The organism is Sphingomonas telluris (assembly GCF_022568775.1).
Lineage (GTDB): Bacteria > Pseudomonadota > Alphaproteobacteria > Sphingomonadales > Sphingomonadaceae > Sphingomicrobium > Sphingomicrobium telluris.
Genome location: NZ_JAKZHW010000002.1, coordinates 360,814 through 379,387, shown reverse-complemented (window position 1 = coordinate 379,387; position 18,574 = coordinate 360,814). Strand labels below are relative to the sequence as shown.

At 65.7% G+C, this 18,574-nt stretch carries 24 protein-coding genes; 20 read left to right on the top strand and 4 right to left on the bottom strand.

Features of this window, described 5'->3' with window-relative positions:
• Positions 1-12 precede the first annotated feature (12 nt).
• The 10 genes from LZ016_RS12945 to LZ016_RS12900 all read left to right on the top strand — a co-directional run bounded on the left by LZ016_RS12945 (position 13) and on the right by LZ016_RS12900 (position 6,457).
• Entirely contained in the window at positions 13-444 is a 432-nt protein-coding gene (locus LZ016_RS12945) for an SUF system Fe-S cluster assembly regulator (protein WP_241448375.1), read from the top strand.
• The gene (sufB, locus tag LZ016_RS12940; protein WP_241447878.1) at positions 441-1,922 is read left to right on the top strand and encodes a Fe-S cluster assembly protein SufB; all 1,482 of its coding nucleotides are present in this window, start codon (positions 441-443) and stop codon (positions 1,920-1,922) included. The genes LZ016_RS12945 and sufB overlap by 4 nt, the downstream gene beginning before the upstream one ends.
• A complete protein-coding gene (locus LZ016_RS12935) occupies positions 1,919-2,308 on the top strand; it encodes a hypothetical protein (protein ID WP_241447877.1) in 390 nt (129 codons plus the stop codon). Before sufB ends, LZ016_RS12935 begins: the two co-directional genes overlap by 4 nt.
• A gap of 1 nt (position 2,309) precedes the next feature.
• On the top strand, positions 2,310-3,053 hold the full coding sequence (gene sufC, locus LZ016_RS12930; protein ID WP_241447876.1) for a Fe-S cluster assembly ATPase SufC: 744 nt from the start codon (positions 2,310-2,312) through the stop codon (positions 3,051-3,053).
• Positions 3,050-3,346: a hypothetical protein gene (locus LZ016_RS12925; protein ID WP_241447875.1), complete on the top strand. Its 297-nt coding sequence runs from the start codon at positions 3,050-3,052 to the stop codon at positions 3,344-3,346. Before sufC ends, LZ016_RS12925 begins: the two co-directional genes overlap by 4 nt.
• The gene (locus LZ016_RS12920) at positions 3,343-4,092 is read left to right on the top strand and encodes a SufD family Fe-S cluster assembly protein (protein WP_241447874.1); all 750 of its coding nucleotides are present in this window, start codon (positions 3,343-3,345) and stop codon (positions 4,090-4,092) included. Before LZ016_RS12925 ends, LZ016_RS12920 begins: the two co-directional genes overlap by 4 nt.
• On the top strand, positions 4,089-5,285 hold the full coding sequence (locus tag LZ016_RS12915) for an aminotransferase class V-fold PLP-dependent enzyme (RefSeq protein WP_241447873.1): 1,197 nt from the start codon (positions 4,089-4,091) through the stop codon (positions 5,283-5,285). The genes LZ016_RS12920 and LZ016_RS12915 overlap by 4 nt, the downstream gene beginning before the upstream one ends.
• Positions 5,282-5,737: an SUF system Fe-S cluster assembly protein gene (locus LZ016_RS12910; RefSeq protein WP_241447872.1), complete on the top strand. Its 456-nt coding sequence runs from the start codon at positions 5,282-5,284 to the stop codon at positions 5,735-5,737. Before LZ016_RS12915 ends, LZ016_RS12910 begins: the two co-directional genes overlap by 4 nt.
• Positions 5,734-6,093, top strand: coding sequence for a HesB/IscA family protein (locus tag LZ016_RS12905; RefSeq protein WP_241447871.1), 360 nt, complete (start codon positions 5,734-5,736; stop codon positions 6,091-6,093). The genes LZ016_RS12910 and LZ016_RS12905 overlap by 4 nt, the downstream gene beginning before the upstream one ends.
• A gap of 67 nt (positions 6,094-6,160) precedes the next feature.
• A complete protein-coding gene (locus LZ016_RS12900) occupies positions 6,161-6,457 on the top strand; it encodes a hypothetical protein (protein WP_241447870.1) in 297 nt (98 codons plus the stop codon).
• Here LZ016_RS12900 and LZ016_RS12895 read toward each other — a convergent pair whose 3' ends face one another.
• Positions 6,458-8,770, bottom strand: a complete 2,313-nt coding sequence (locus LZ016_RS12895; RefSeq protein WP_241447869.1) for a S8 family peptidase — start codon at positions 8,768-8,770, stop codon at positions 6,458-6,460.
• Between the two features lie 110 nt (positions 8,771-8,880).
• On the opposite strand from LZ016_RS12895, the gene LZ016_RS12890 reads away from it, so the two are divergent.
• The 3 genes from LZ016_RS12890 (at position 8,881) to LZ016_RS12880 (ending at position 11,463) form a co-directional block, all read left to right on the top strand.
• Positions 8,881-9,564 carry a pyrimidine 5'-nucleotidase gene (locus LZ016_RS12890; protein WP_241447868.1) on the top strand — a complete coding sequence of 228 codons (684 nt, stop codon included), beginning with the start codon at positions 8,881-8,883 and terminating at the stop codon, positions 9,562-9,564.
• Positions 9,561-10,385: a 2,3,4,5-tetrahydropyridine-2,6-dicarboxylate N-succinyltransferase gene (gene dapD, locus LZ016_RS12885; protein ID WP_241447867.1), complete on the top strand. Its 825-nt coding sequence runs from the start codon at positions 9,561-9,563 to the stop codon at positions 10,383-10,385. Before LZ016_RS12890 ends, dapD begins: the two co-directional genes overlap by 4 nt.
• 70 nt (positions 10,386-10,455) lie before the next feature.
• Positions 10,456-11,463, top strand: coding sequence for a DMT family transporter (locus tag LZ016_RS12880; protein ID WP_241447866.1), 1,008 nt, complete (start codon positions 10,456-10,458; stop codon positions 11,461-11,463).
• Here LZ016_RS12880 and LZ016_RS12875 read toward each other — a convergent pair.
• Complete coding sequence (locus LZ016_RS12875) at positions 11,423-11,995, bottom strand: TlpA family protein disulfide reductase (protein ID WP_241447865.1); 573 nt, start codon at positions 11,993-11,995, stop codon at positions 11,423-11,425. The two genes, LZ016_RS12880 and LZ016_RS12875, sit on opposite strands and share 41 nt — an antisense overlap.
• A 92-nt stretch (positions 11,996-12,087) precedes the next feature.
• Here LZ016_RS12875 and LZ016_RS12870 point away from each other — a divergent pair, with 92 nt between their 5' ends.
• Both LZ016_RS12870 and LZ016_RS12865 read left to right on the top strand, forming a co-directional pair.
• Entirely contained in the window at positions 12,088-12,399 is a 312-nt protein-coding gene (locus LZ016_RS12870) for a hypothetical protein (RefSeq protein WP_241447864.1), read from the top strand.
• Entirely contained in the window at positions 12,396-13,259 is an 864-nt protein-coding gene (locus LZ016_RS12865; protein WP_241447863.1) for a UTP--glucose-1-phosphate uridylyltransferase, read from the top strand. The genes LZ016_RS12870 and LZ016_RS12865 overlap by 4 nt, the downstream gene beginning before the upstream one ends.
• On the opposite strand, the gene LZ016_RS12860 is transcribed toward LZ016_RS12865, so the two are convergent.
• Positions 13,256-13,822: a response regulator gene (locus LZ016_RS12860; protein WP_241447862.1), complete on the bottom strand. Its 567-nt coding sequence runs from the start codon at positions 13,820-13,822 to the stop codon at positions 13,256-13,258. The genes LZ016_RS12865 and LZ016_RS12860 overlap by 4 nt on opposite strands.
• Positions 13,823-13,865: 43 nt before the next feature.
• On the bottom strand, positions 13,866-14,432 hold the full coding sequence (locus tag LZ016_RS12855; protein ID WP_241447861.1) for an HNH endonuclease: 567 nt from the start codon (positions 14,430-14,432) through the stop codon (positions 13,866-13,868).
• Positions 14,433-14,618: 186 nt separating this feature from the next.
• Here LZ016_RS12855 and gluQRS point away from each other — a divergent pair, with 186 nt between their 5' ends.
• From gluQRS to egtD, 5 genes are all read left to right on the top strand, one after another.
• Positions 14,619-15,467: a tRNA glutamyl-Q(34) synthetase GluQRS gene (gene gluQRS / locus LZ016_RS12850; RefSeq protein ID WP_241447860.1), complete on the top strand. Its 849-nt coding sequence runs from the start codon at positions 14,619-14,621 to the stop codon at positions 15,465-15,467.
• Positions 15,468-15,476: 9 nt separating this feature from the next.
• Complete coding sequence (locus LZ016_RS12845; RefSeq protein ID WP_241447859.1) at positions 15,477-15,683, top strand: HIG1 domain-containing protein; 207 nt, start codon at positions 15,477-15,479, stop codon at positions 15,681-15,683.
• Between the two features lie 13 nt (positions 15,684-15,696).
• Positions 15,697-16,257, top strand: coding sequence for a cob(I)yrinic acid a,c-diamide adenosyltransferase (locus LZ016_RS12840; protein WP_241447858.1), 561 nt, complete (start codon positions 15,697-15,699; stop codon positions 16,255-16,257).
• A gap of 118 nt (positions 16,258-16,375) precedes the next feature.
• Entirely contained in the window at positions 16,376-17,623 is a 1,248-nt protein-coding gene (egtB, locus tag LZ016_RS12835; protein ID WP_241447857.1) for an ergothioneine biosynthesis protein EgtB, read from the top strand.
• A complete protein-coding gene (gene egtD, locus LZ016_RS12830) occupies positions 17,607-18,566 on the top strand; it encodes an L-histidine N(alpha)-methyltransferase (protein WP_241447856.1) in 960 nt (319 codons plus the stop codon). Before egtB ends, egtD begins: the two co-directional genes overlap by 17 nt.
• The last annotated feature ends 8 nt before the right edge of the window (positions 18,567-18,574 follow it).

Genomic DNA, 18,574 nt, shown 5'->3' with positions numbered 1-18,574 from the left:
GAATTGAGCAAAATGCGCCTGACCCATCTCGCCGATTATGCGGTCGTGATCATGACCGCCGCCGCCCGCCGCGAGGCCGGTGCGCGCCTCAGTGCGAGCGAGCTGGCGCAGGAGACCGGAGTACGCTTGCCGACCACCCAAAAGCTTATGGGCCGCTTGGCCGCGGAGGGCCTGCTGACCAGCGTCCGCGGCGCCACGGGCGGCTTCGCGCTCGCGCGTCCCGCAGAGGCGATCACCTTGGCCGATATCGTCGAAGCAGTAGAAGGACCGATCTCGTTGACGATGTGCGCCACGGGGGAGAACCACGACTGCGCACTCGACGCGATATGCCACGTCAAGCCGCACATGGGTGTCGTCGGTAATGCGATCCGGGGCGCGCTCGGGGCGGTCAGCCTGCAAGCTCTTTGCGCGCCAGCATCCGCCGGCGAGGAACTCGCGCGATGACCGAGCAGACCACCGTCCGCAACCGCGAGGCGCATGAAGCCGCCGAGAAGCTCGCCACCTACGAGTGGGGCTTCACCAGCGACATCGAGCAGGAGTTCGCGCCCAAGGGTCTCAGCGAGGAAACCGTCCGTTTCATCTCGGCCAAGAAGAACGAGCCCGAATGGATGCTCGGCTGGCGGCTCAAGGCCTATCGCTCTTGGCTCGAGATGGAGGAGGTCAGCTGGGCCAAGCTCGACATCCCCGAAATCGATTACCAGGACGCTTATTATTACGCGGCGCCGAAGCAGAAGCCGAAGCTGGCCTCGCTCGACGAACTCGATCCGGAAATCCGCCGCACCTACGAGAAGCTGGGCATTCCGCTGGAGGAACAGAAGGTGCTCGCCGGCGTCGAGGGTGCACCCCGCGTTGCGGTCGATGCCGTGTTCGACAGCGTATCCGTCGCCACCACCTTCCGCGAGGAGCTGAAGAAGGCGGGCGTCATATTCCTCAGCATCAGCGAAGCCATCCGCGAATATCCGGAGCTGATCCAGAAATATCTCGGTTCGGTCGTCCCGCAGCGCGACAATTACTTCGCCTGCCTCAACAGCGCGGTCTTTTCGGACGGCACCTTCGTCTACATTCCCGAAGGCGTCCGCTGCCCGATGGAGCTTTCGACCTATTTCCGCATCAATGCGGAGAACACGGGCCAGTTCGAGCGCACTTTGATCGTCGCGGACAAGGGCAGCTACGTTTCCTACCTCGAAGGCTGCACGGCGCCGATGCGCGACGAAAACCAGCTGCACGCCGCCGTGGTCGAAATCTTCGCGCACGAAGACGCCGAGGTGAAATACTCAACCGTCCAGAACTGGTATCCGGGCGATGCCGAGGGCAAGGGCGGCATCTTCAACTTCGTCACCAAGCGGGCGCTATGCAGCGGCGCGCGGTCGAAGGTCAGCTGGACGCAGGTCGAGACGGGATCCGCGATCACCTGGAAATATCCGAGCTGCATCCTGAAGGGCGAAGGCAGCGTCGGCGAATTCTATTCGGTCGCGCTGACCAACAACCGCCAGCAGGCCGACACCGGCACCAAGATGGTGCACATCGGCGCCAACACGCGCTCGACCATCGTTTCGAAGGGCATCAGCGCAGGCAAGTCGAACAACACCTATCGCGGGCTGGTCCGCGTGCTCCCGAACGCCGAGAACGTGCGCAACTTCACCCAGTGCGACAGCCTGCTGCTCGGCGACAAGTGCGGCGCGCACACGGTGCCGTACATTGAAGTGAAGAACCCGACCGCGACGATCGAGCACGAAGCGACCACGTCGAAGATCAGCGAGGACCAGCTCTTCTACGCGATGAGCCGCGGTCTGGATCAGGAAGCGGCGGTCGCTCTCATCGTCAACGGCTTCGCCCGCGAGGTGCTGAAGCAGCTGCCGATGGAGTTCGCGGTCGAGGCTCAGAAGCTGCTCGGAATTAGTTTGGAAGGCTCAGTCGGATGATCCCTCTGGTGTTTCTAGTTGCAGTGTCGGCCGATCTGGATGCGCTCGACAATGCGGTGTCGCGTTGCGATCGCGGCTTTGCGAACCCGGCCTTCTCGTCAGAAGCGGGACGTCGCAGCCAGTTCCTGCTCGACGCCTATCGGGAGCAGGAGTCGATCGTAATGGCTCGGCTCGACATTTCGCAGCGCCGCCGGGACCTGCGCGAAGCGGGTGCCAAGAAGAATGCGGCCGAAGAAGCCAAGCTCGGCCTCGAGGACGCCGCCCTCGAAGACCGCCAGCGCGCGCTGAACGACCAGCGCATGCTCGAAGGCATCCGGCAGGACGCGATGGACTCGATGCGCCGCTATTTCCTTTTGAACTGCCCTGCCGGGAAGACCGACAAGTAAGATGCTCGAGATTTCGAACCTTCGCGCGAACGTCGCCGACAAACCGATCCTGAACGGCATTTCGCTCAGCGTTCCGGCGGGTGAAGTGCATGCGATCATGGGGCCCAACGGGTCGGGCAAGTCGACGCTCGGCTACGTCCTCGCGGGCCGTCCCGGCTACGAGGTCACCGACGGAAGCGTGACGTTTGACGGGCAGGACCTGCTTGCGCTTGAGCCGTTCGAGCGCGCTGCTGCGGGCCTGTTTCTGGGCTTCCAGTATCCGGTAGAAATCCCCGGCGTTTCGTCGCTGCAGTTCCTCCGCGAAAGCCTGAATTCGCAGCGCCGCTCGCGTGGCGAGCCGGAGCTGTCCGGCGGAGAATTCATCAAGCTCGCACGCGAGCAGGCTTCACTTCTCGGCATGGACGTCGAGATGCTGAAGCGGCCGGTGAACGTCGGCTTCTCGGGCGGCGAGAAGAAGCGCGCCGAGATGGTCCAGATGGGCATCATGAATCCCAAGTTCGCGGTGTTGGACGAGACCGACAGCGGGCTCGACATCGACGCCCTTCGTGCGGTCGGCGCCGGCATCAACCGCATCATGCGCTCGCCGGACAAGGGTGTGCTCTTGATCACGCACTATCAGCGGCTGCTCGACTATGTGACGCCGGACAGGGTGCACGTCCTCTATCGCGGCGACATCGTGCGGAGCGGCGGGCCCGAGCTCGCGCTGGAGCTGGAGCGCGAAGGCTATGCGGAGGCGGTCGCGTGACGGCTTTCGTCATCATCCTTGCCTGCATCGTCTTCATGTTCGTCGTGGAGTCGGTCCGCGGCATTCCCGGCCGCGCGGTCGCCGACACCGCACTGCTGATCATGCTGGTCGGCATCGTCACGGTCGCCGACATCGTCGTCAGCCGGTTCACGGACACGGGTGAGATCGGAAAGTGGGTCGTGGTAGCCTTCGCGGCCGGGTTCGCGCTCGATGCGCTCTACGGCCTGATGGCTCCCGAGCGGCAGAAGCGGCGCGACAAGCAGCTTCGCCGCCTGATGAAGAGGCGCGCATGACCGCCCCCTTCCCCAGCCGCAAGCAGGAGGATTGGCGCTACGCCGACCTCGATGCGCTGAGGCCCGTCTGGGACCAGCTCGCCGAGCCGCTGACCTTCACGGTCGGCGCTGGCGAGAGCCTGGAAGAGGTGTGGCTGCCGAGCCGTGATGACGTGCAGGTTCGGCGCGCGACAATTGCGCTCGGCGATGGCGCGAAGGCACGTCTCTTCGTCCTGAACAATTCGGGCATCTACGGCCGCACGGAGCTGGAAGTCAGCCTGGAGGTCGATTCCGACTTCGAGCTTTACGTTGCCAACATCGGCTCAGGTAGTTCTACTAACGAGCTGGTTACAAAAGTTAACCACATCGGTGAACGGGGTCGTTCGCGACAGATCGTTCGTTCGGTCCTCGGCGACAAGGCAGTCGGCTCCTACCTCGGCAAGGTCGAGGTCGCGCGCGGCGCCCAGCAGACGGACGGCGAGCAGTCGGTGAAGGCCATGCTGCTAGATCGCGGCGCGACGGCGAACTGCAAGCCGGAGCTCGAAATCTACGCCGACGACGTGAAGTGCGCGCACGGCGCCAGCGTCGGCGAACTGGACGAGACCCAGCTTTTCTACGCCATGAGCCGCGGGCTCGACCCGGCGAGTGCCCGTGCGCTCCTGCTCGAAGGCTTTGTCATGGGCCTGTGGGATCACGTCACCGACGATGCCCAGCGCGAGGCCATCTGCACCGCGGCCCGTGAATCGCTTCGGAGGGTTTCCAAGTGACCGCCCCCGTTCGCCTCTCGCCCAACAGCGCGCTGGACGTCCGTGCGCAGTTCCCGGCGATCGAGAACTGGCATTATCTCGACAGCGCGGCGACCGCGCAGAAGCCGCAGGCGGTGATCGACGCGATCACCAACGCTTATGCGCGCGATTACGCGACCGTGCACCGCGGCGTGTATCAGCGCTCCAGTGAGATGACCGGCCGCTACGAAGCGGCGCGTGCGGCGGCTGCGGGCCTCATCGACGGCCAGTCAAACGAGGTCGTCTTTACGCGCGGCGCGACCGAGGCGATCAACCTGGTTGCCCGCTCGCTGCCGAAGGAAGGCCGCAACCGCGTTCTGCTGTCGCAGCTCGAGCATCACAGCAACATCGTTCCGTGGCAGCTCGCCGGATATCAGGTCGACGCCGTTCCTCTGACCAGCGACGGCCGCATCGACCTCGATGCCGCAGAGCAGATGCTGACCGAAGAGCATCGCATCGTCGCCTTCGCCCATGTCTCGAACGTCCTCGGTTCGATTCTCGACGCGAAGCGTGCGGCAGAGATTGCGCATTCCAAAGGCGCCCTGCTGCTGCTCGACGGCTGCCAGGCGGTCCCGCGCCTGCCCGTCGACGTCGCGGCCATCGGTGCCGACTTCTACGCCTTCTCCGGCCACAAGCTGTACGGCCCGACCGGCATCGGCTGCCTGTGGGGCCGCTACGATCTGCTGAACTCGCTTCCGCCGTGGCAGGGCGGCGGGTCGATGATCGACCGGGTCACCTTCGCGGAGACGACCTATCTCGATGCGCCGATGCGCTTCGAGGCGGGCACGCCGCACATCGTCGGCACGGTAGGCCTCCACGCCGCAATCGACTGGGCCCAGGGCCTGACCATCGACGCCATCCACGCGCACGAATGCGCGCTCGTGGCCGAGACTCGTGCAGCTTTGTCGAGCATCGACGGCGTGACCATCTACGGCCCCGAAGACAGCGCCGGTATCGTCAGCTTCAACGTCGACGGGGTGCATCCGCACGACACGGCCACCATATTGGACGACGTGGGCGTCGCCGTCCGCGCCGGCCATCACTGCGCTCAGCCGCTGATGGGCGTTCTCGGCGTTCCGGCGACGGCCCGCGCGAGCTTCGCGGCGCACAGCGACAGCTCCGACATCGAGGCACTCGTGCGCGGGATCGAACAGGTGAAGCGGATCTTCGGATGAACGAGGAACGGAAGATCGAGACGGAAGAGGTCGAGGCGGTGAGCCCGCCGCCGCGCGCCCGCGTCACCGAGACGTTCGAGCGCAAGCGCGACTATCTCACCGGCTTTCTGTCCGGCGCGACCAAGCCGGTCGACGAGCCCGCATCGAACGAAGACCTGAAGGAGTCCGTCGTCGAGGCACTGAAGTCTGTCTACGACCCCGAAATCCCGGTCGACATCTATGAGCTCGGCCTCATCTACGACATCGACATCAGCGAAGATGGAGACGCCGTTGTCACCATGACGCTGACGACGCCGCACTGCCCGGTCGCGGAATCGCTTCCGAACGAAGTCGAGCTCCGCGTCCTTTCGGTGCCCGGCATCCGCGATGCCGAGGTGAAGCTGGTTTGGGATCCGCCGTGGGACCCGTCGAAGATGAGCGACGAGGCCCGGCTGGAGTTGGGAATGCTATGAATAAGGAAGTGAAAGTCCGCGCGCGTCCGGCCGCGATCACCCTGACCTCGGCTGCGCACGACCGCATCGCCGAGCTGATGAGCCGCGCGCCGGAAGGCGCGATCGGCGTTAAGCTGTCGACACCGCGCCGCGGCTGCTCCGGCCTCGCTTACTCGGTCGACTACGTCACCGAGGCGAACCCGCTCGACGAGAAGATCGACACTCCGGGCGGCACGTTCTACGTCGACGGCGGGTCGGTGCTCTATCTGATCGGATCGGTCATGGACTGGCGGGAGGACGACTTTGCTGCCGGCTTCGTGTTCGAAAATCCGAATGCGAAGGGCGCCTGCGGCTGCGGCGAGAGCTTCACCGTCTAATACGGCCACATGAATGGTTGAGCCCGGCTCCAGCGAGGAGTATTTTCGCGAGCCGAGGAGAGACGTCATGCGCTTACTCTTCCCTGTATTGCTCGCGCCGCTGCTTATTCCAACGGCTTCGATGGCCCAGCCGCCCGCGCCTTCCTTCCCCGTCCAGAATACGCCCGTGATCAACCCGATCGCGCAGGATTCGAAGGCTTGCCCGCCGACCAGCCGCTACGAAGTGGCCAAAGGAGGCAAGGTCGGCGCGCACAAGCTGGGCGAGCTTGCGATGGCGGACGGCTACAAGGCCGTGCTGCGCAAGGTCGACGGCTGCAATGCGCCGATCCTGGTCGGCTACGGCTACGGCCGCCAGCAGCGCTAGCTAAAAGCCCAGCGTGAACCGCAGCGCGGCCCCGATGTCGGCGTCCGCACCGGCGATGTGCCCGGGGTCCTTGCGCATGAACAGGTTGCCATCGATCCACGCATTGTCGCCCAACAGCGCGGTCGAATAGCTCAGCTCCGTGTCCACCTCGCGCCCGCTCGGCGCCAGGGAGTAGCGCGTCCAGCTGTTCGACGCCGTCTGCGTGAAATAGTCGTAGGATGTCGGCAGCAGCAGGTTGAACCCGCCGCTTTCCACGCGCAGCGGCTGCGACACTCGGAAGCCGATCTGGTCCCTGCCGTTCAGCACGCCGAGCTTGGTGAGATCGAATCCGTAAGCGGACGTCGCGAACTTGCCTCCTGCGAATTCGGTCCAGCCGCGGCGAGCGGTCAGGCCGGCGCTGACGCCGCTGCCCAGATCGCGCCGCGCTTCAAGGTCGAGGAACATGCTGCTGGATCCGCCACCGCCGAGTGCCGCGCTCATGCGCCCGCCAAGCACGCTGTCCTTCTCTTCGAGCCGGTTCATGCTGACGGATGTCCAATTGTGTCCGAAGCGGCGGTCGACCGCCACGCTCGTCCAGCGGTACGGGGATCCGCTCGCGGTGCTGCGGACCTCCGTCCAGACGTCGCCGCTTTCGCCGGACAACGTGAAGCCGAACTTCCCGATACTGTGGCGCACAGACATGCTGGTGCCGCGATCGGCGCTGAAGCCGGGATTGCCGGAAACGTCCTTCGCGATGAGGAATGCGCCCGCTTCCGCGCCGTTCAGCTTCCGCTCGAGCGTCTTTGCGCTTTCATGGAAACCGAACGCGGCTGCGGTCTTGCGGTCGAGCTGGGCGACCGCCGAACCCGCTACGAGGCGCGATACGCGCGCATCTTCGGGGCCGATGCCCATTCGCTCGACGGAATAGCCGAACTTGCGGTCCGGCCGCTCCGCCACCGTCATCGCGACGCTGACGGGTCCAGCCGATGCGCCTGCAAACTTCACGCCGCCCTGCAGAGCGCGCGTGAGGACCTTTTCTTGAGCCGCCGCGTGGAAGGTCTTGGCGAAATCGATGGCGAAGGCCCGGCTGTAACCGTCGAGGATGACGGCACCGAATCCGCTAGGCTTCTGCGGCCCGCCGTCGCCAGCTGCGCCAGGCAGGTCGGAAGCCGCGACCGCCGTTTCCGTGCCCGCCAGCGAAGCCGTGCCGACCGGCTGGAATGCCTTCGTGAGATTGAGCCGACCGTGGCCGTAGGTCGCGTCCGTCCCGGCAGCGCCGAGGTCGTCGGCCGTCGTGAACAGGATGTCGATGATCTGCCGCGCGGATAGATTCGGAAAGGCCTGCGCCATCAAGGCGACCGCGCCGGAAATGACAGGCGCAGAGAAGCTGGTCCCGGACCACAAGGTCGCCGTTCCGTTGTTGTCGATCGTCCGCACGCTCGACCCGAGCGCCGCCAGGTACCAGGCTGCGCCCGATCCGGCCTTGTTGGAGAAACTGGCCATGCTGGTCGCACCCGAGCTCAGGGCGCCGGCGATGATGACCTGACCAGGGAAGGTCTGTGCGGGCAGCAACGCAAAGGGGTCAGGGTTGATGCCTTCCGGCTTGTCGCCGTCGTTACCCGCCGAAATGACGATGACGATGCCCGCGTTCACCGCGCGCTGAATCGCCTGCATCAGCATGTTGCTGGGCGTCGAACCGCCTAGCGACATGTTGATGACCTTTGCGCCGGCCAGACGCGCGGCATCCACGCCGGTGGCGATCGCATTGTCGAAGAACTGGCACCCATCTCCGGCGGTGTCTGCGCAGCTTCCCGGATCGTCTGCTTTGAGCGAAACGATGGTCGAGTTGAACGCCAGACCCTGCGTGTTGATGTCGTTCTTGGCGGCAGCAGCGACGCCGGCGACGGCCGTGCCGTGGCCGTCCTGGTCCGACAGCGCTCGCCCGCTACCTGTCACATCACGGCTCGCGGAGTCGATGCGGCCGGAGAACTCGGCAAGGCTCGAATTGATGCCCGTATCGATGATTCCGATCTTGATGCCGGCGCCGGTCGCCCCCGCATTGTATGCCGAGATGGCGTTCGCGGTGACCGCTCCGTTCGACCGCTGATACTCGGTCGTGTCGTAGTTCGTCCCCGGCGGCGGAGGCGTCGGGGTCGGCGTAGGAGCCGGTGTCGGCGTGGGCGACGGCGTGGGCGTCGGACTCGGCGTCGGCACGGGCGCAGCCGGAGGCGCCGGCATTGGACTGACGCCGCCTCCACCACCACCGCCACAAGCGCTCACCGCAAGCGCGAGCACGACCGCGCAACCGCTGGTTGCAAGAAACCGATTTTGCATCACCCACTCCGCATAAGCCGCTGATATTCCACGGCTTCCCCGGATGCCTCCTAAACTTCCGAAGCTTTCAATTTGCTGACAGGCCGATTCGGTCTACGCGCCTGTTCGCCATGGCCGCGCAGCTTGCCCCCGAATATCGCCACATCCGGGACTGGGTCTTCGACCTCGACAATTGCCTGTATCCGGCCTCGACAGGCCTGTTCGCGCTGATCGACGAGCGCATGGGCGCCTACATCCAGCGACTGCTCGACTGCGATCCGGCTGAGGCCCGCCGCGTGCAGAAGGATCATTTCCACACACACGGCACGACGTTGGCGGGGCTCATGCGGACGCATGAGGTCGACCCGCACCATTTTCTGGAAGACGTGCACGACATTCCGCTCGATCGCGTGCAGCCGGACGAGCGCCTCGCCACCGCGCTGGAAAGGCTTCCGGGGCGCCGTTTCGTCTTCACCAACGGCGACGCGCCCTATGCGCGCCGGGTGCTGGAGGCGATTGGCGTCCACGACCGCTTCCACGACCTGCATGACATTCATGCGAGCAGCTACCGCCCCAAGCCCGACCCGCACGGCTACGAGCTGCTGTGCGAGCGCTTCGGCATCGATCCGACGCACGCACTACTGGTCGATGACATGGCCCAGAACCTGAAGCCGGCGAAGGCGCTCGGAATGACCACCGTGTGGGTGGACAACGGTTCGGAGCGCGGCAATCACGCGGCCGACGACAGCTTCATCGACCATCGCATCACCGACGTGGGCGAATGGCTCGATTCCATTTTTGAGGAGCAATCATGACCGGCAGCCTTGAAGCGACCATCGACGCCGCGTGGGAGGAGCGCGACTCGATCGGTGCGGACACGCGCGGAGACGTCCGGCTCGCGGTCGACAAAGCGATTGCCGCGCTCGATAGCGGCGAGGCGCGCATCGCCGAGAAGAGCGGCGACGAGTGGGTCGTGCACCAGTGGCTCAAGAAGGCCGTGCTCCTCTCCTTCCGCCTCAACCCGATGGAGCTGATCGCCGGCGGGCCCGGCGGTGCGCACTGGTGGGACAAGGTTCCGTCCAAGTTCGCAGGTTGGAGCGACAAGGACTTCCAGGCGGCCGCCTTCCGCGCGGTTCCCGGAGCGATCGTCCGCCGCGGGGCGTTCGTGGCGCCGGGTGCGGTGCTGATGCCGAGCTTCGTCAACATCGGGGCCCGCGTCGGCGAAGGCACGATGGTCGACACTTGGGCGACCGTCGGCAGCTGCGCGCAGATCGGGCGCAACGTTCACATCTCCGGCGGTGCCGGCATCGGCGGCGTCCTCGAACCGCTCCAGGCCGGGCCCGTCATCATCGAGGACGATTGCTTCATCGGCGCCCGCTCGGAAGTGGCGGAGGGCGTCATCGTCGAGCAGGGCGCAGTCCTGTCGATGGGCGTGTTCCTGGGCGCCTCGACCAAGATCGTCAACCGCGTGACCGGCGAAGTGCACTACGGCCGCGTCCCGGCCTATTCAGTCGTCGTTCCGGGCGCGCTGCCGGGCAAGGACGGCGGCCCCTCGCTTGCCTGCGCGGTCATCGTGAAGCGGGTGGATGAGCGCACGCGGTCGAAGACCAGCATCAACGAGCTCCTTCGCGACTGATAAGGTCGGCTTATAGCCTCGGACCGCCCTTTTGTTGGCGGCGCGCCGCCCTGTCCGTCAAAACCCGTCAATGACCAAGCTCAGCCAGGATTGCTTTGAGAGCAAGCTGCGGGAAGCGGCTGAATCGGCGGAGGCTTACACCGCGCCCATGATCCGCAGCGTCATGAACCGCTCCGACTGGGCTATCCTGCTGGTGCTCGCAGCCATCTGGGGCGGCGCCTTTATCTTCATCGGCGTCGCGGTGCGGCACGTGCATCCGCTGACCTATGTCTGGCTGCGGCTGAGCATTGCGGCGGTGGCAATGCTCGTCTTCCTCAGGTTCAAGCGGCAGCCGCTGGGATTGACGCGCGAAGTCTGGGGGTCGATGCTCCTGCTCGCGCTGCTCAACAATGCGCTGCCCTTCACCCTTTTCGGCTGGGGCCAGACGCACATCGCGAGCGGCCTTGCCTCCATCCTCAACGCCACGACCCCGATCTGGGGCGTCGTGGTCGCGCACATCTTCACTCACGACGAGCGCATGACTCCGCGCAAGATCGCCGGTGTGCTTCTCGGCTTCGGCGGTGTCGCGACCATGATTGGACCGACGCTGCTTGCGAACGTCGGGACGGACGCTCTGGCGCAGCTCGCCTGCATCACCGCCTCGCTAAGCTATGCGCTGGCCGCCGTCTGGGCGCGTCGCTTCCGCCGCATGGGCCTGTCGCCGATGTCGGTCACGACGGGTCAGCTGAGCGCGGGCGCGCTGATGATGCTTCCGGTCGCCTTCATCTTCGACAAGCCGTGGATGCAGACGTTCCCGCCGTTGAGCGCCATAGGGGCGATCACCGCGCTCGCGCTGCTGTGCACGGCGTTCGGCTATGTCCTCTATTTCCGCCTGATCGATCGGGCCGGCGCGACCAATGCCCTGCTGGTGACCCTGCTCGTTCCGCCGGTGGCGATCCTGCTTGGCGCGCTTTTCCTGTCAGAGCAGCTGGCGGTTCAGGACTTCTTCGGGCTCGGCCTGATCGCGCTCGGTCTGGCGGCGATCGACGGGCGGCTGCTCAACCTTTTTGCGGCGCCCCAGCCTCGGCCAGCAGCTTAGCCGCTTCGGCGCTCGTCCAGTCGAGATCGCCGACGTAGCGCCACACCTCGCGACCTTGCGCGTCGTAGAGGATCGTCGTCGGCAGCACCTGCGCGTTCAATGCCCCGGAAAGCGCCATCTTCGGATCGTGGTAGGCGCCGAGGTCGTCCACCTTGAGCTTGCTTAGGAAGGCCTCGACCGAACCTTGCGGACCCGAATCCTGGCTGACTGCGATGACACCGAGAGCACCGTCCTTATCATGCGTGCGGGCCAAGGCATTGAGCGTCGGCAGCTCCTTCACGCACGGTGCGCACCAGGTCGCCCACAGGTTCACCGCGACGGGAACGCCGCGGAACTCGGCAAGGCTGGTCTCTTCGCCGTCCGGATTGGTGAACTTGGCGTCGGGTGCGGCCTCGCCCTTGTGGCTGCGGTCGACGCCCTTCACTGGCCCTTCGGCTTCGGCTTGCGCTTCATTGTTCGCCGCGGGCTGGTCCATCTCCTGCCCGCAAGCGGACACGAGCAGCGCGAAGGCGACGAGGAACGATCGGTGCATCTTTCGCATTCCTGCGCGTTAGGTAAGCGCTGCCACGACGGCAAGCCGGGACCCGGCTGGCGCGATGGCACGTGAGGGGCTACGCGATATCCATGGTTCGGCGTCTTTCGGTCCTGATCGGCATTACGCTGCTCTGCGGCTGCGGCCGCTCGGCCGATCTGCGGCCCGCGGAGGGCCAGCATTTACCGGTCAAGCCGTTGATGGCGCGCACGACGCCGACGGCGAACGATCTGCTAACGCCGCCAACCTACGCCAATCCCGACCGGGTCGACGAGCTGATCAAGAAGAACCAGCCCCGGCCCTCCGACCGCTTCGACCTCCCGCCCGCCGATGGCGGCCCCGCGCCCTCGACGGTGCGCGTCGGTGACGAAACCAATACAACAGGACCTTCGAACCCCGAATGACCCAGAAGCTTCGCAAGGCCGTCTTCCCTGTGGCGGGCCTCGGCACCCGCCTGCTGCCCGCGACCAAGTCGATTCCGAAGGAGCTGCTGACGGTCGTCGACCGGCCACTGATCCAGTATGCCGTCGACGAGGCCCGCGAGGCCGGCATCGAGCAGCTGATCTTCGTGACCGGCCGCGGCAAATCCGCGCTGGTCGATTATTTCGACGCGGCCTTCGAGCTCGAAACCACCATGCGCGAGAAGGGCAAGAGCCTGGAGCCGCTGCAACCGTCGCGCGCGAGGTTCGGCGAGCTGGTTTCGGTCCGGCAGCAGCAGCCGCTGGGCCTTGGCCATGCCGTCTGGTGCGCCCGCCACGTCGTCGGCGACGAGCCCTTCGCAGTCCTCCTTCCCGACGATCTCATGTCGGGCCGGCCGGGCGCCCTGAAGCAGATGGTCGACGCGTGGGAGCGTGTCGGCGGGGGCAACATGCTGTGCACGGAGGAGGTGCCGCACGACCGCACCGCAAGCTACGGCGTGATTACCCCGGGCAAGCAGGACGGAGCGGTCACCGAAGTGCTCGGCCTCGTCGAAAAGCCGAAACCCGAAAACGCGCCGTCGAACCTTGCGGTCATCGGCCGCTACATCCTGCAGCCGGACGTGATGCGTATCCTCGACAAGGGCGAGACCGGTGCGGGTGGCGAAATCCAGCTGACCGACGCGATGGCCCAGCTCATCGGCAAGCAGCCGTTTCACGCGGTGAAGGTCGATGCCGTCCGCCACGACTGCGGCGACAAGGCGGGCTACGTGATCGCGAATCTGGCGCTCGCGCTGGAACGCGAGGACATCGCACCCAAGATCCGCGAGTTCGTGGATCGCCTCTAGAGGGCGATTGACCCAACCATCTGTTCGAGACGGCGTCGCTCGGCCTCGCTGGCGAGCCAACGTTCGCGCATCTCCCCGAGCTCGATCGCCCGGCCGACGACCCGTGCGTCTAACACGGCATTGTCGGTCCGCAATTTTTCGAGCGACTGCGAGCGCTCGATCTCGCGTCCGATGCGCGCGATCAGGACTTCGAAGTGAAAAGGCTTGGCGATCACCGCATCCGCGCCGGCCTTGTAGCCCTCGATTGCGCCCTCGGCGTCCGATTTGCCCGTGATCAGGAAGATCGGCACCTCGCGGTGAACCGGGTCGTCACGAAGCATCCGGGACAGCTCCACGCCGCCCACCTGGGGGATCCTGAGCTCCGACAGGACAAGTTGAATGCTGACCCGGTGAAGCTCTGCTATCGCCCCCTGCACCGTTTCCGCAGTGGCGACCTTGTACCCGCCTTCGACGATGCGGCGCGCGATCACGCCCAGGTACGTCCGGTTCGGCTGAACGATCAGCACGCGCGGCACGTCTTGCGCTGAGACGCCGTTGCCGGCCTCCGAAATTCCCCCATCCATGGGACCGTTGCTATGCGCTTATGGTTAACGCGCCACTAAGAGGTCAGGCCACGAGTTCGACGTCCCAGTAGAGATAGTCGCGCCAGCTCTGGTGCAGGTAGTTCGGCGGGAAGCTCCGCCCATGGTCCTGCAGCTGCCAGCTGGTCGGCCGGATCGGCTCGCGCTCGATGTGCATGCCCGCCTGCCGCGGAGTACGGCCGCCCTTGCGCAGGTTGCACGGCGCGCAGGCCGTCGCGACATTCTCCCAGGTCGTACGCCCGCCCTGGGCGCGCGGGACGACATGGTCGAACGTCAGTTCCTTGCGCGATCCGCAATAGACGCAGCTGAAGCGGTCGCGGAGGAACAGGTTGAATCGGGTGAAGGCCGGATACTCGCTGGGCCTCACGAACTGCCGAAGCGCAATGACCGACGGCAGCTTCAGCGCCGTACTCGGGCTGTGCACCTCGCGATCGTAGTGCGCGACGACGTCGACGCGCTCGAGGAACATGGCCTTGATCGCCGTCTGCCAGGGCCAGAGGCTCAAGGGATAATAGCTCAGCGGGGTGTAATCGGCGTTCAGGACGAGCGCCGGACAGCTTTCAGGATGGCGAATGAGGTCGGGGTGATACATGACGCGGGCAATGGCCTTTCCTGTCCGCCCGCAACGAACAAGTCTCCGGCCCTGTCGCACTCAAGGAGGAGAAGGGTCGCGTCGGGCCCGTCTTCCCTTGTTGCATCGGATGCCAACCCGATGTGACAGGAGCAAGAATCGAAGATTGCGGATTCCCCGTCAAGAGTCGTTTCGGCCGGAATCCACATGATTGTGACGCGTTTCGCGCCTTCCCCGACCGGAAGGTTGCATTTGGGCCACGCTTTCAGCGCCGTCCTCGGCCACAGCCGGGCACGAGAAAGCGGCGGAAAGTTTCTGCTTCGCATCGAAGACCTCGACCAGGGCCGCAGCCGACCGGAGTTCGTCGAAGGCGTTTTCGAGGACTCGCGCTGGCTCGGTATCGAGTGGGCAGAGCCGGTGCTGGTGCAGTCTGAGCGGACGCAGGCCTATGCGGAGGCCCTTGACCACCTCCGTGAGAAAGGGCAGGTCTACGCCTGCTTCTGCACGCGCGCCGACATCGCGCAGTCGCTCACAGCCCCTCACGGCGACTCCGCGACCTCTTACCCCGGCACGTGCCGCGCCTTGCGGGACGATCCCGAACGCCGAGCAACCACACCGCACAGCTGGCGGCTGGATTCCGCGAAGGCGCTCGAGCTTGCGGGCTTACCCTCGTGGACCGAGGTGGACGGCAGGTGCTTCGATGCCGAGCCATCGCAAATCGGCGATGCGATCCTTGCGCGGAAGGATGCGCCGGCCGCCTATCACCTCGCATGCGTGGTCGACGATTTCGAGAGCGGCGTGACGATGGTCGTGCGCGGGGCCGACCTGCGCCCGTCGACTCCGATCCAGCGGCTCCTGCAGCGCCTCCTCGAATTGCCGGAGCCGATCTACCTCCACCACCCGCTGATCACTCACGAGGACGGCCGCCGCCTCGCCAAGCGCGATCTCGCCCCAACCCTTGCCGCGATGCGCGAGGCCGGCGTCGATGGTCGCGAACTTGCCGCTGACCTGCTCGCGGGCAAGCTTCCGCTTGGTTTCGCATTTGCCGACGAGTAGAGCCGCGACATGAACATCATACTGATGATCCTCCTCCTCGTCGCCATGGGCGCGACGGCCTACGTTCTTGTCCGCGGCGTGATGGCGATGGCGTCCGGCAAGGACATCAGCGGCGAACAGCAGCAGGGCTACATGCGCAAGCGCGTGCTGTTCCAGGCGGTCGCCATCATCATCGTGATCCTGATCCTGGTCCTGGCCGGAGCGTCCCGCCACTAATGGCCGGCTGAGGATGGTTCGCCTCAACAAGATCTACACGCGGACCGGAGACGGCGGCACGGCCGGTCTGGTCGACGGGTCGCGGGTCAGCAAGTCGAGCCTGCGGATGACCGCGATCGGCGAGGTCGACGAGGCAAACGCCGCGATCGGTGTCGCGCTTGCCGAGCTCAGCGACGGCGAAGTCCGGTCGCATCTCCTGCGCATCCAGAACGATATGTTCGACCTCGGCGCGGACGTCGCGACGCCGGGCGAGGTTGAAGGCGCGCTGCGCATCCTTGCTTCGCAGGTGGAGCGGCTGGAGCAGGAGATCGACGCGATGAACGCCGATCTCGCGCCGCTCACCAGCTTCATCCTGCCGAGCGGATCGCCGGCAGTCTCGGCGCTCCACCTCGCGCGCGCCGTCACCCGGCGTGCCGAGCGCGCTGCCGTCGCGCTGCACGAAGCCGAGCCGCTCAATCCACAGCTGCTCGCCTACCTCAATCGGCTCTCCGATCACCTCTTCGTCGCGGCCCGCAAGGTCGCCTCGGAGGAAGGCGGAGACGTCCTTTGGCAGCCCGGTGCGACCCGGACCTGACCCAAAGTCCATAAAGGCCATTCGGCACAATTGTTGTTTCGCGGCGTTGAAAGGACGTTCCGCAAGCGCAACATAGCCAGTGTTGCTGCTTCGAGCGGCGAATTCGAGGATGGGGGACATGAACGGCCTACCCGCCTTCCGCAGCGAAACGCACTCGCCGGCCGATCTCGCGGACCGGCTGTTCAAGACCCGCAAGGTGACGCTCGATCTGGCCGCGCCGTTGTCGGATGCCGACGCGACGATCCAGCCCTTTCCCGACGCCTCGCCGGCCAAGTGGCACCTCGCGCACACCACCTGGTTCTTCGAAACCTTCGTCCTTCGCGATCATCTGCCCGGCTACAGCGCTTTCGACGACCGCTTCGCCTTTCTCTTCAACAGCTATTACGAGGCCGAGGGCGAGCGCCATGCCCGCCCCAAGCGCGGCATGCTCAGCAGGCCCTCGCTCGACGAGGTTCGGGCGTGGCGGGCTCACGTCGACGAAGCGCTGGACCGGGCCTTTCCTGCGCTTTCGCCTGAGGCGGTCGAGTTGATCGAGCTCGGCATCAACCATGAGCAGCAGCACCAGGAGCTGTTCCTCACCGACATCCTCGCGACCTTGGCCGAGAACCCGCTGGAGCCCGCCTACTTTGAGCTGCCGACCCCCGCCTGCTTCGCCACAGAGCCGCTGACCTTCCACCCGGGCCGAACGGGCATCGTCGAGATCGGGGCCCGCGACGACGGCTTCGCATTCGACTGCGAGCGGCCGCGGCACCGCGTCTTCCTGCACCCCCACGCGATCGGCAGCCGCCGCGTGACGAACGGCGAATGGGCCGAGTTCATTGCGGACGGCGGTTACACGAACTCCGCACTCTGGCTCAGCGAAGGGTGGGACTGGGTCCAGCGCGAAAGCATCTCCGCACCGCTTTACTGGCGCGCCGAGGGCACCGAATTTACGCTCGCCGGCCGGCGCGAGATCGACCACGCCGCACCGGTCGCACACGTCAGCTATTACGAGGCCGACGCGTTCGCGCGCTGGGCCGGGGCCCGCCTGCCGACCGAGGCCGAATGGGAGAGCTTTGCCGAGAGTGCCGACCCCTCCATCGGCAACCAGCTCGACCAGGCGACGGCGGTCTTGCCGAAGCCGGGCGGTGGCATCTTCGGCGACACGTGGGAATGGACCGGGAGCGCCTATCTTGCTTACCCCGGCTTCGCTCCCGCCGAAGGGGCGGTCGGCGAGTACAACGGCAAGTTCATGAGCGGCCAGCACGTGCTGAAGGGCGCGAGCTGCGCGACGCCCCGCGGTCACAGCCGGGCGTCGTACCGCAACTTCTTCCCGCCGGCCGCACGCTGGCAATTCACAGGACTTCGTCTTGCTCGAGACAGCTGAGCGGGTCGACCCCGCATTCCGTGAGGACGTTCTCGCGGGCCTTTCCGCACCGATCCCCGCCGTCCCGGCGCGCTGGCTCTACGACCGTCGTGGGTCGGAGCTGTTCGACGAGATCACTCGGCTGCCGTCCTACTATCCGACGCAGACCGAAACGGCACTGCTGAAGCAGATCCTGCCCGGTGTCGCGTCTCGCGTCCCGTCGGGAACCGCGGTCGTCGAGTTCGGCGCGGGGTCCGCGACGAAGACGCCGCTGCTGCTCGAAGCCGTTCGCCCGGCAGTCTATGTGCCTGTCGACATTTCCGGCGATTATCTACGCGAAAGCGCAGCCGAGATCGCCGGTCTCTTCCCTTCGATCCGCGTCGAGCCGGTCGTTGCCGACTTCGCCCGTCCTTTCGAGCTTCCGGAGAGCATCTCCGCTTTCCCCAAGCTGGGCTTCTTCCCAGGCTCCACCATCGGCAATTTCGTGCCGCGGACGGCGACCGACCTGCTCCGCAGCTTCCGCGACCTCCTCGGCGTGGGGTCGCAACTACTGATCGGCATGGACCGGGTGAAGCCGATCAACCGCCTGCTCGCGGCCTATGACGAGCCGGAGGGCGTGACGGCCGCCTTCAACCTCAACCTCCTAGAACGGATCAACCGCGAGCTTGACGGAGACATCCCGCTCGATGCCTTCCGTCACGAGGCGCGGTGGAACGATATCCTCTCGCGGATTGAAATGCATCTCGTCGCCACCCGCGACGTAAGCTTCACCATCGCGGATCGGCGGTTCTCCTTTGCCTCAGGATCGTCGATCCACACCGAGAACAGCCACAAGTACGGACCACGAGGGTCGCGAGTCCTGCTTCTCGCGGGCGGGTGGACGCCGATCGCCGAGTGGAACGACTCGGCGGGCGACTTCGCCGTCATTCTCTCGGAGGCGCTCCCCAACCGTTTCGCGCCCTGATTGCTACC

What these genes read in the sequence shown, in the direction of transcription:
- dapD (WP_241447867.1), top strand. Translation starts at nt 9,561, where the DNA reads ATGACCGGCAGCCTTGAAGCGACCATCGACGCCGCGTGGGAGGAGCGC.
- LZ016_RS12890 (WP_241447868.1), top strand. Translation starts at nt 8,881, where the DNA reads ATGGCCGCGCAGCTTGCCCCCGAATATCGCCACATCCGGGACTGGGTC.
- egtB (WP_241447857.1), top strand. Translation starts at nt 16,376, where the DNA reads ATGAACGGCCTACCCGCCTTCCGCAGCGAAACGCACTCGCCGGCCGAT.
- LZ016_RS12870 (WP_241447864.1), top strand. Translation starts at nt 12,088, where the DNA reads ATGGTTCGGCGTCTTTCGGTCCTGATCGGCATTACGCTGCTCTGCGGC.
- LZ016_RS12880 (WP_241447866.1), top strand. Translation starts at nt 10,456, where the DNA reads ATGACCAAGCTCAGCCAGGATTGCTTTGAGAGCAAGCTGCGGGAAGCG.
- LZ016_RS12895 (WP_241447869.1), bottom strand. Translation starts at nt 8,770, where the DNA reads ATGCAAAATCGGTTTCTTGCAACCAGCGGTTGCGCGGTCGTGCTCGCG.
- gluQRS (WP_241447860.1), top strand. Translation starts at nt 14,619, where the DNA reads ATGATTGTGACGCGTTTCGCGCCTTCCCCGACCGGAAGGTTGCATTTG.
- LZ016_RS12845 (WP_241447859.1), top strand. Translation starts at nt 15,477, where the DNA reads ATGAACATCATACTGATGATCCTCCTCCTCGTCGCCATGGGCGCGACG.
- LZ016_RS12900 (WP_241447870.1), top strand. Translation starts at nt 6,161, where the DNA reads ATGCGCTTACTCTTCCCTGTATTGCTCGCGCCGCTGCTTATTCCAACG.
- sufB (WP_241447878.1), top strand. Translation starts at nt 441, where the DNA reads ATGACCGAGCAGACCACCGTCCGCAACCGCGAGGCGCATGAAGCCGCC.
- LZ016_RS12875 (WP_241447865.1), bottom strand. Translation starts at nt 11,995, where the DNA reads ATGCACCGATCGTTCCTCGTCGCCTTCGCGCTGCTCGTGTCCGCTTGC.
- LZ016_RS12905 (WP_241447871.1), top strand. Translation starts at nt 5,734, where the DNA reads ATGAATAAGGAAGTGAAAGTCCGCGCGCGTCCGGCCGCGATCACCCTG.
- LZ016_RS12840 (WP_241447858.1), top strand. Translation starts at nt 15,697, where the DNA reads ATGGTTCGCCTCAACAAGATCTACACGCGGACCGGAGACGGCGGCACG.
- LZ016_RS12910 (WP_241447872.1), top strand. Translation starts at nt 5,282, where the DNA reads ATGAACGAGGAACGGAAGATCGAGACGGAAGAGGTCGAGGCGGTGAGC.
- LZ016_RS12935 (WP_241447877.1), top strand. Translation starts at nt 1,919, where the DNA reads ATGATCCCTCTGGTGTTTCTAGTTGCAGTGTCGGCCGATCTGGATGCG.
- LZ016_RS12865 (WP_241447863.1), top strand. Translation starts at nt 12,396, where the DNA reads ATGACCCAGAAGCTTCGCAAGGCCGTCTTCCCTGTGGCGGGCCTCGGC.
- LZ016_RS12855 (WP_241447861.1), bottom strand. Translation starts at nt 14,432, where the DNA reads ATGTATCACCCCGACCTCATTCGCCATCCTGAAAGCTGTCCGGCGCTC.
- LZ016_RS12920 (WP_241447874.1), top strand. Translation starts at nt 3,343, where the DNA reads ATGACCGCCCCCTTCCCCAGCCGCAAGCAGGAGGATTGGCGCTACGCC.
- LZ016_RS12945 (WP_241448375.1), top strand. Translation starts at nt 13, where the DNA reads ATGCGCCTGACCCATCTCGCCGATTATGCGGTCGTGATCATGACCGCC.
- sufC (WP_241447876.1), top strand. Translation starts at nt 2,310, where the DNA reads ATGCTCGAGATTTCGAACCTTCGCGCGAACGTCGCCGACAAACCGATC.
- LZ016_RS12860 (WP_241447862.1), bottom strand. Translation starts at nt 13,822, where the DNA reads ATGGATGGGGGAATTTCGGAGGCCGGCAACGGCGTCTCAGCGCAAGAC.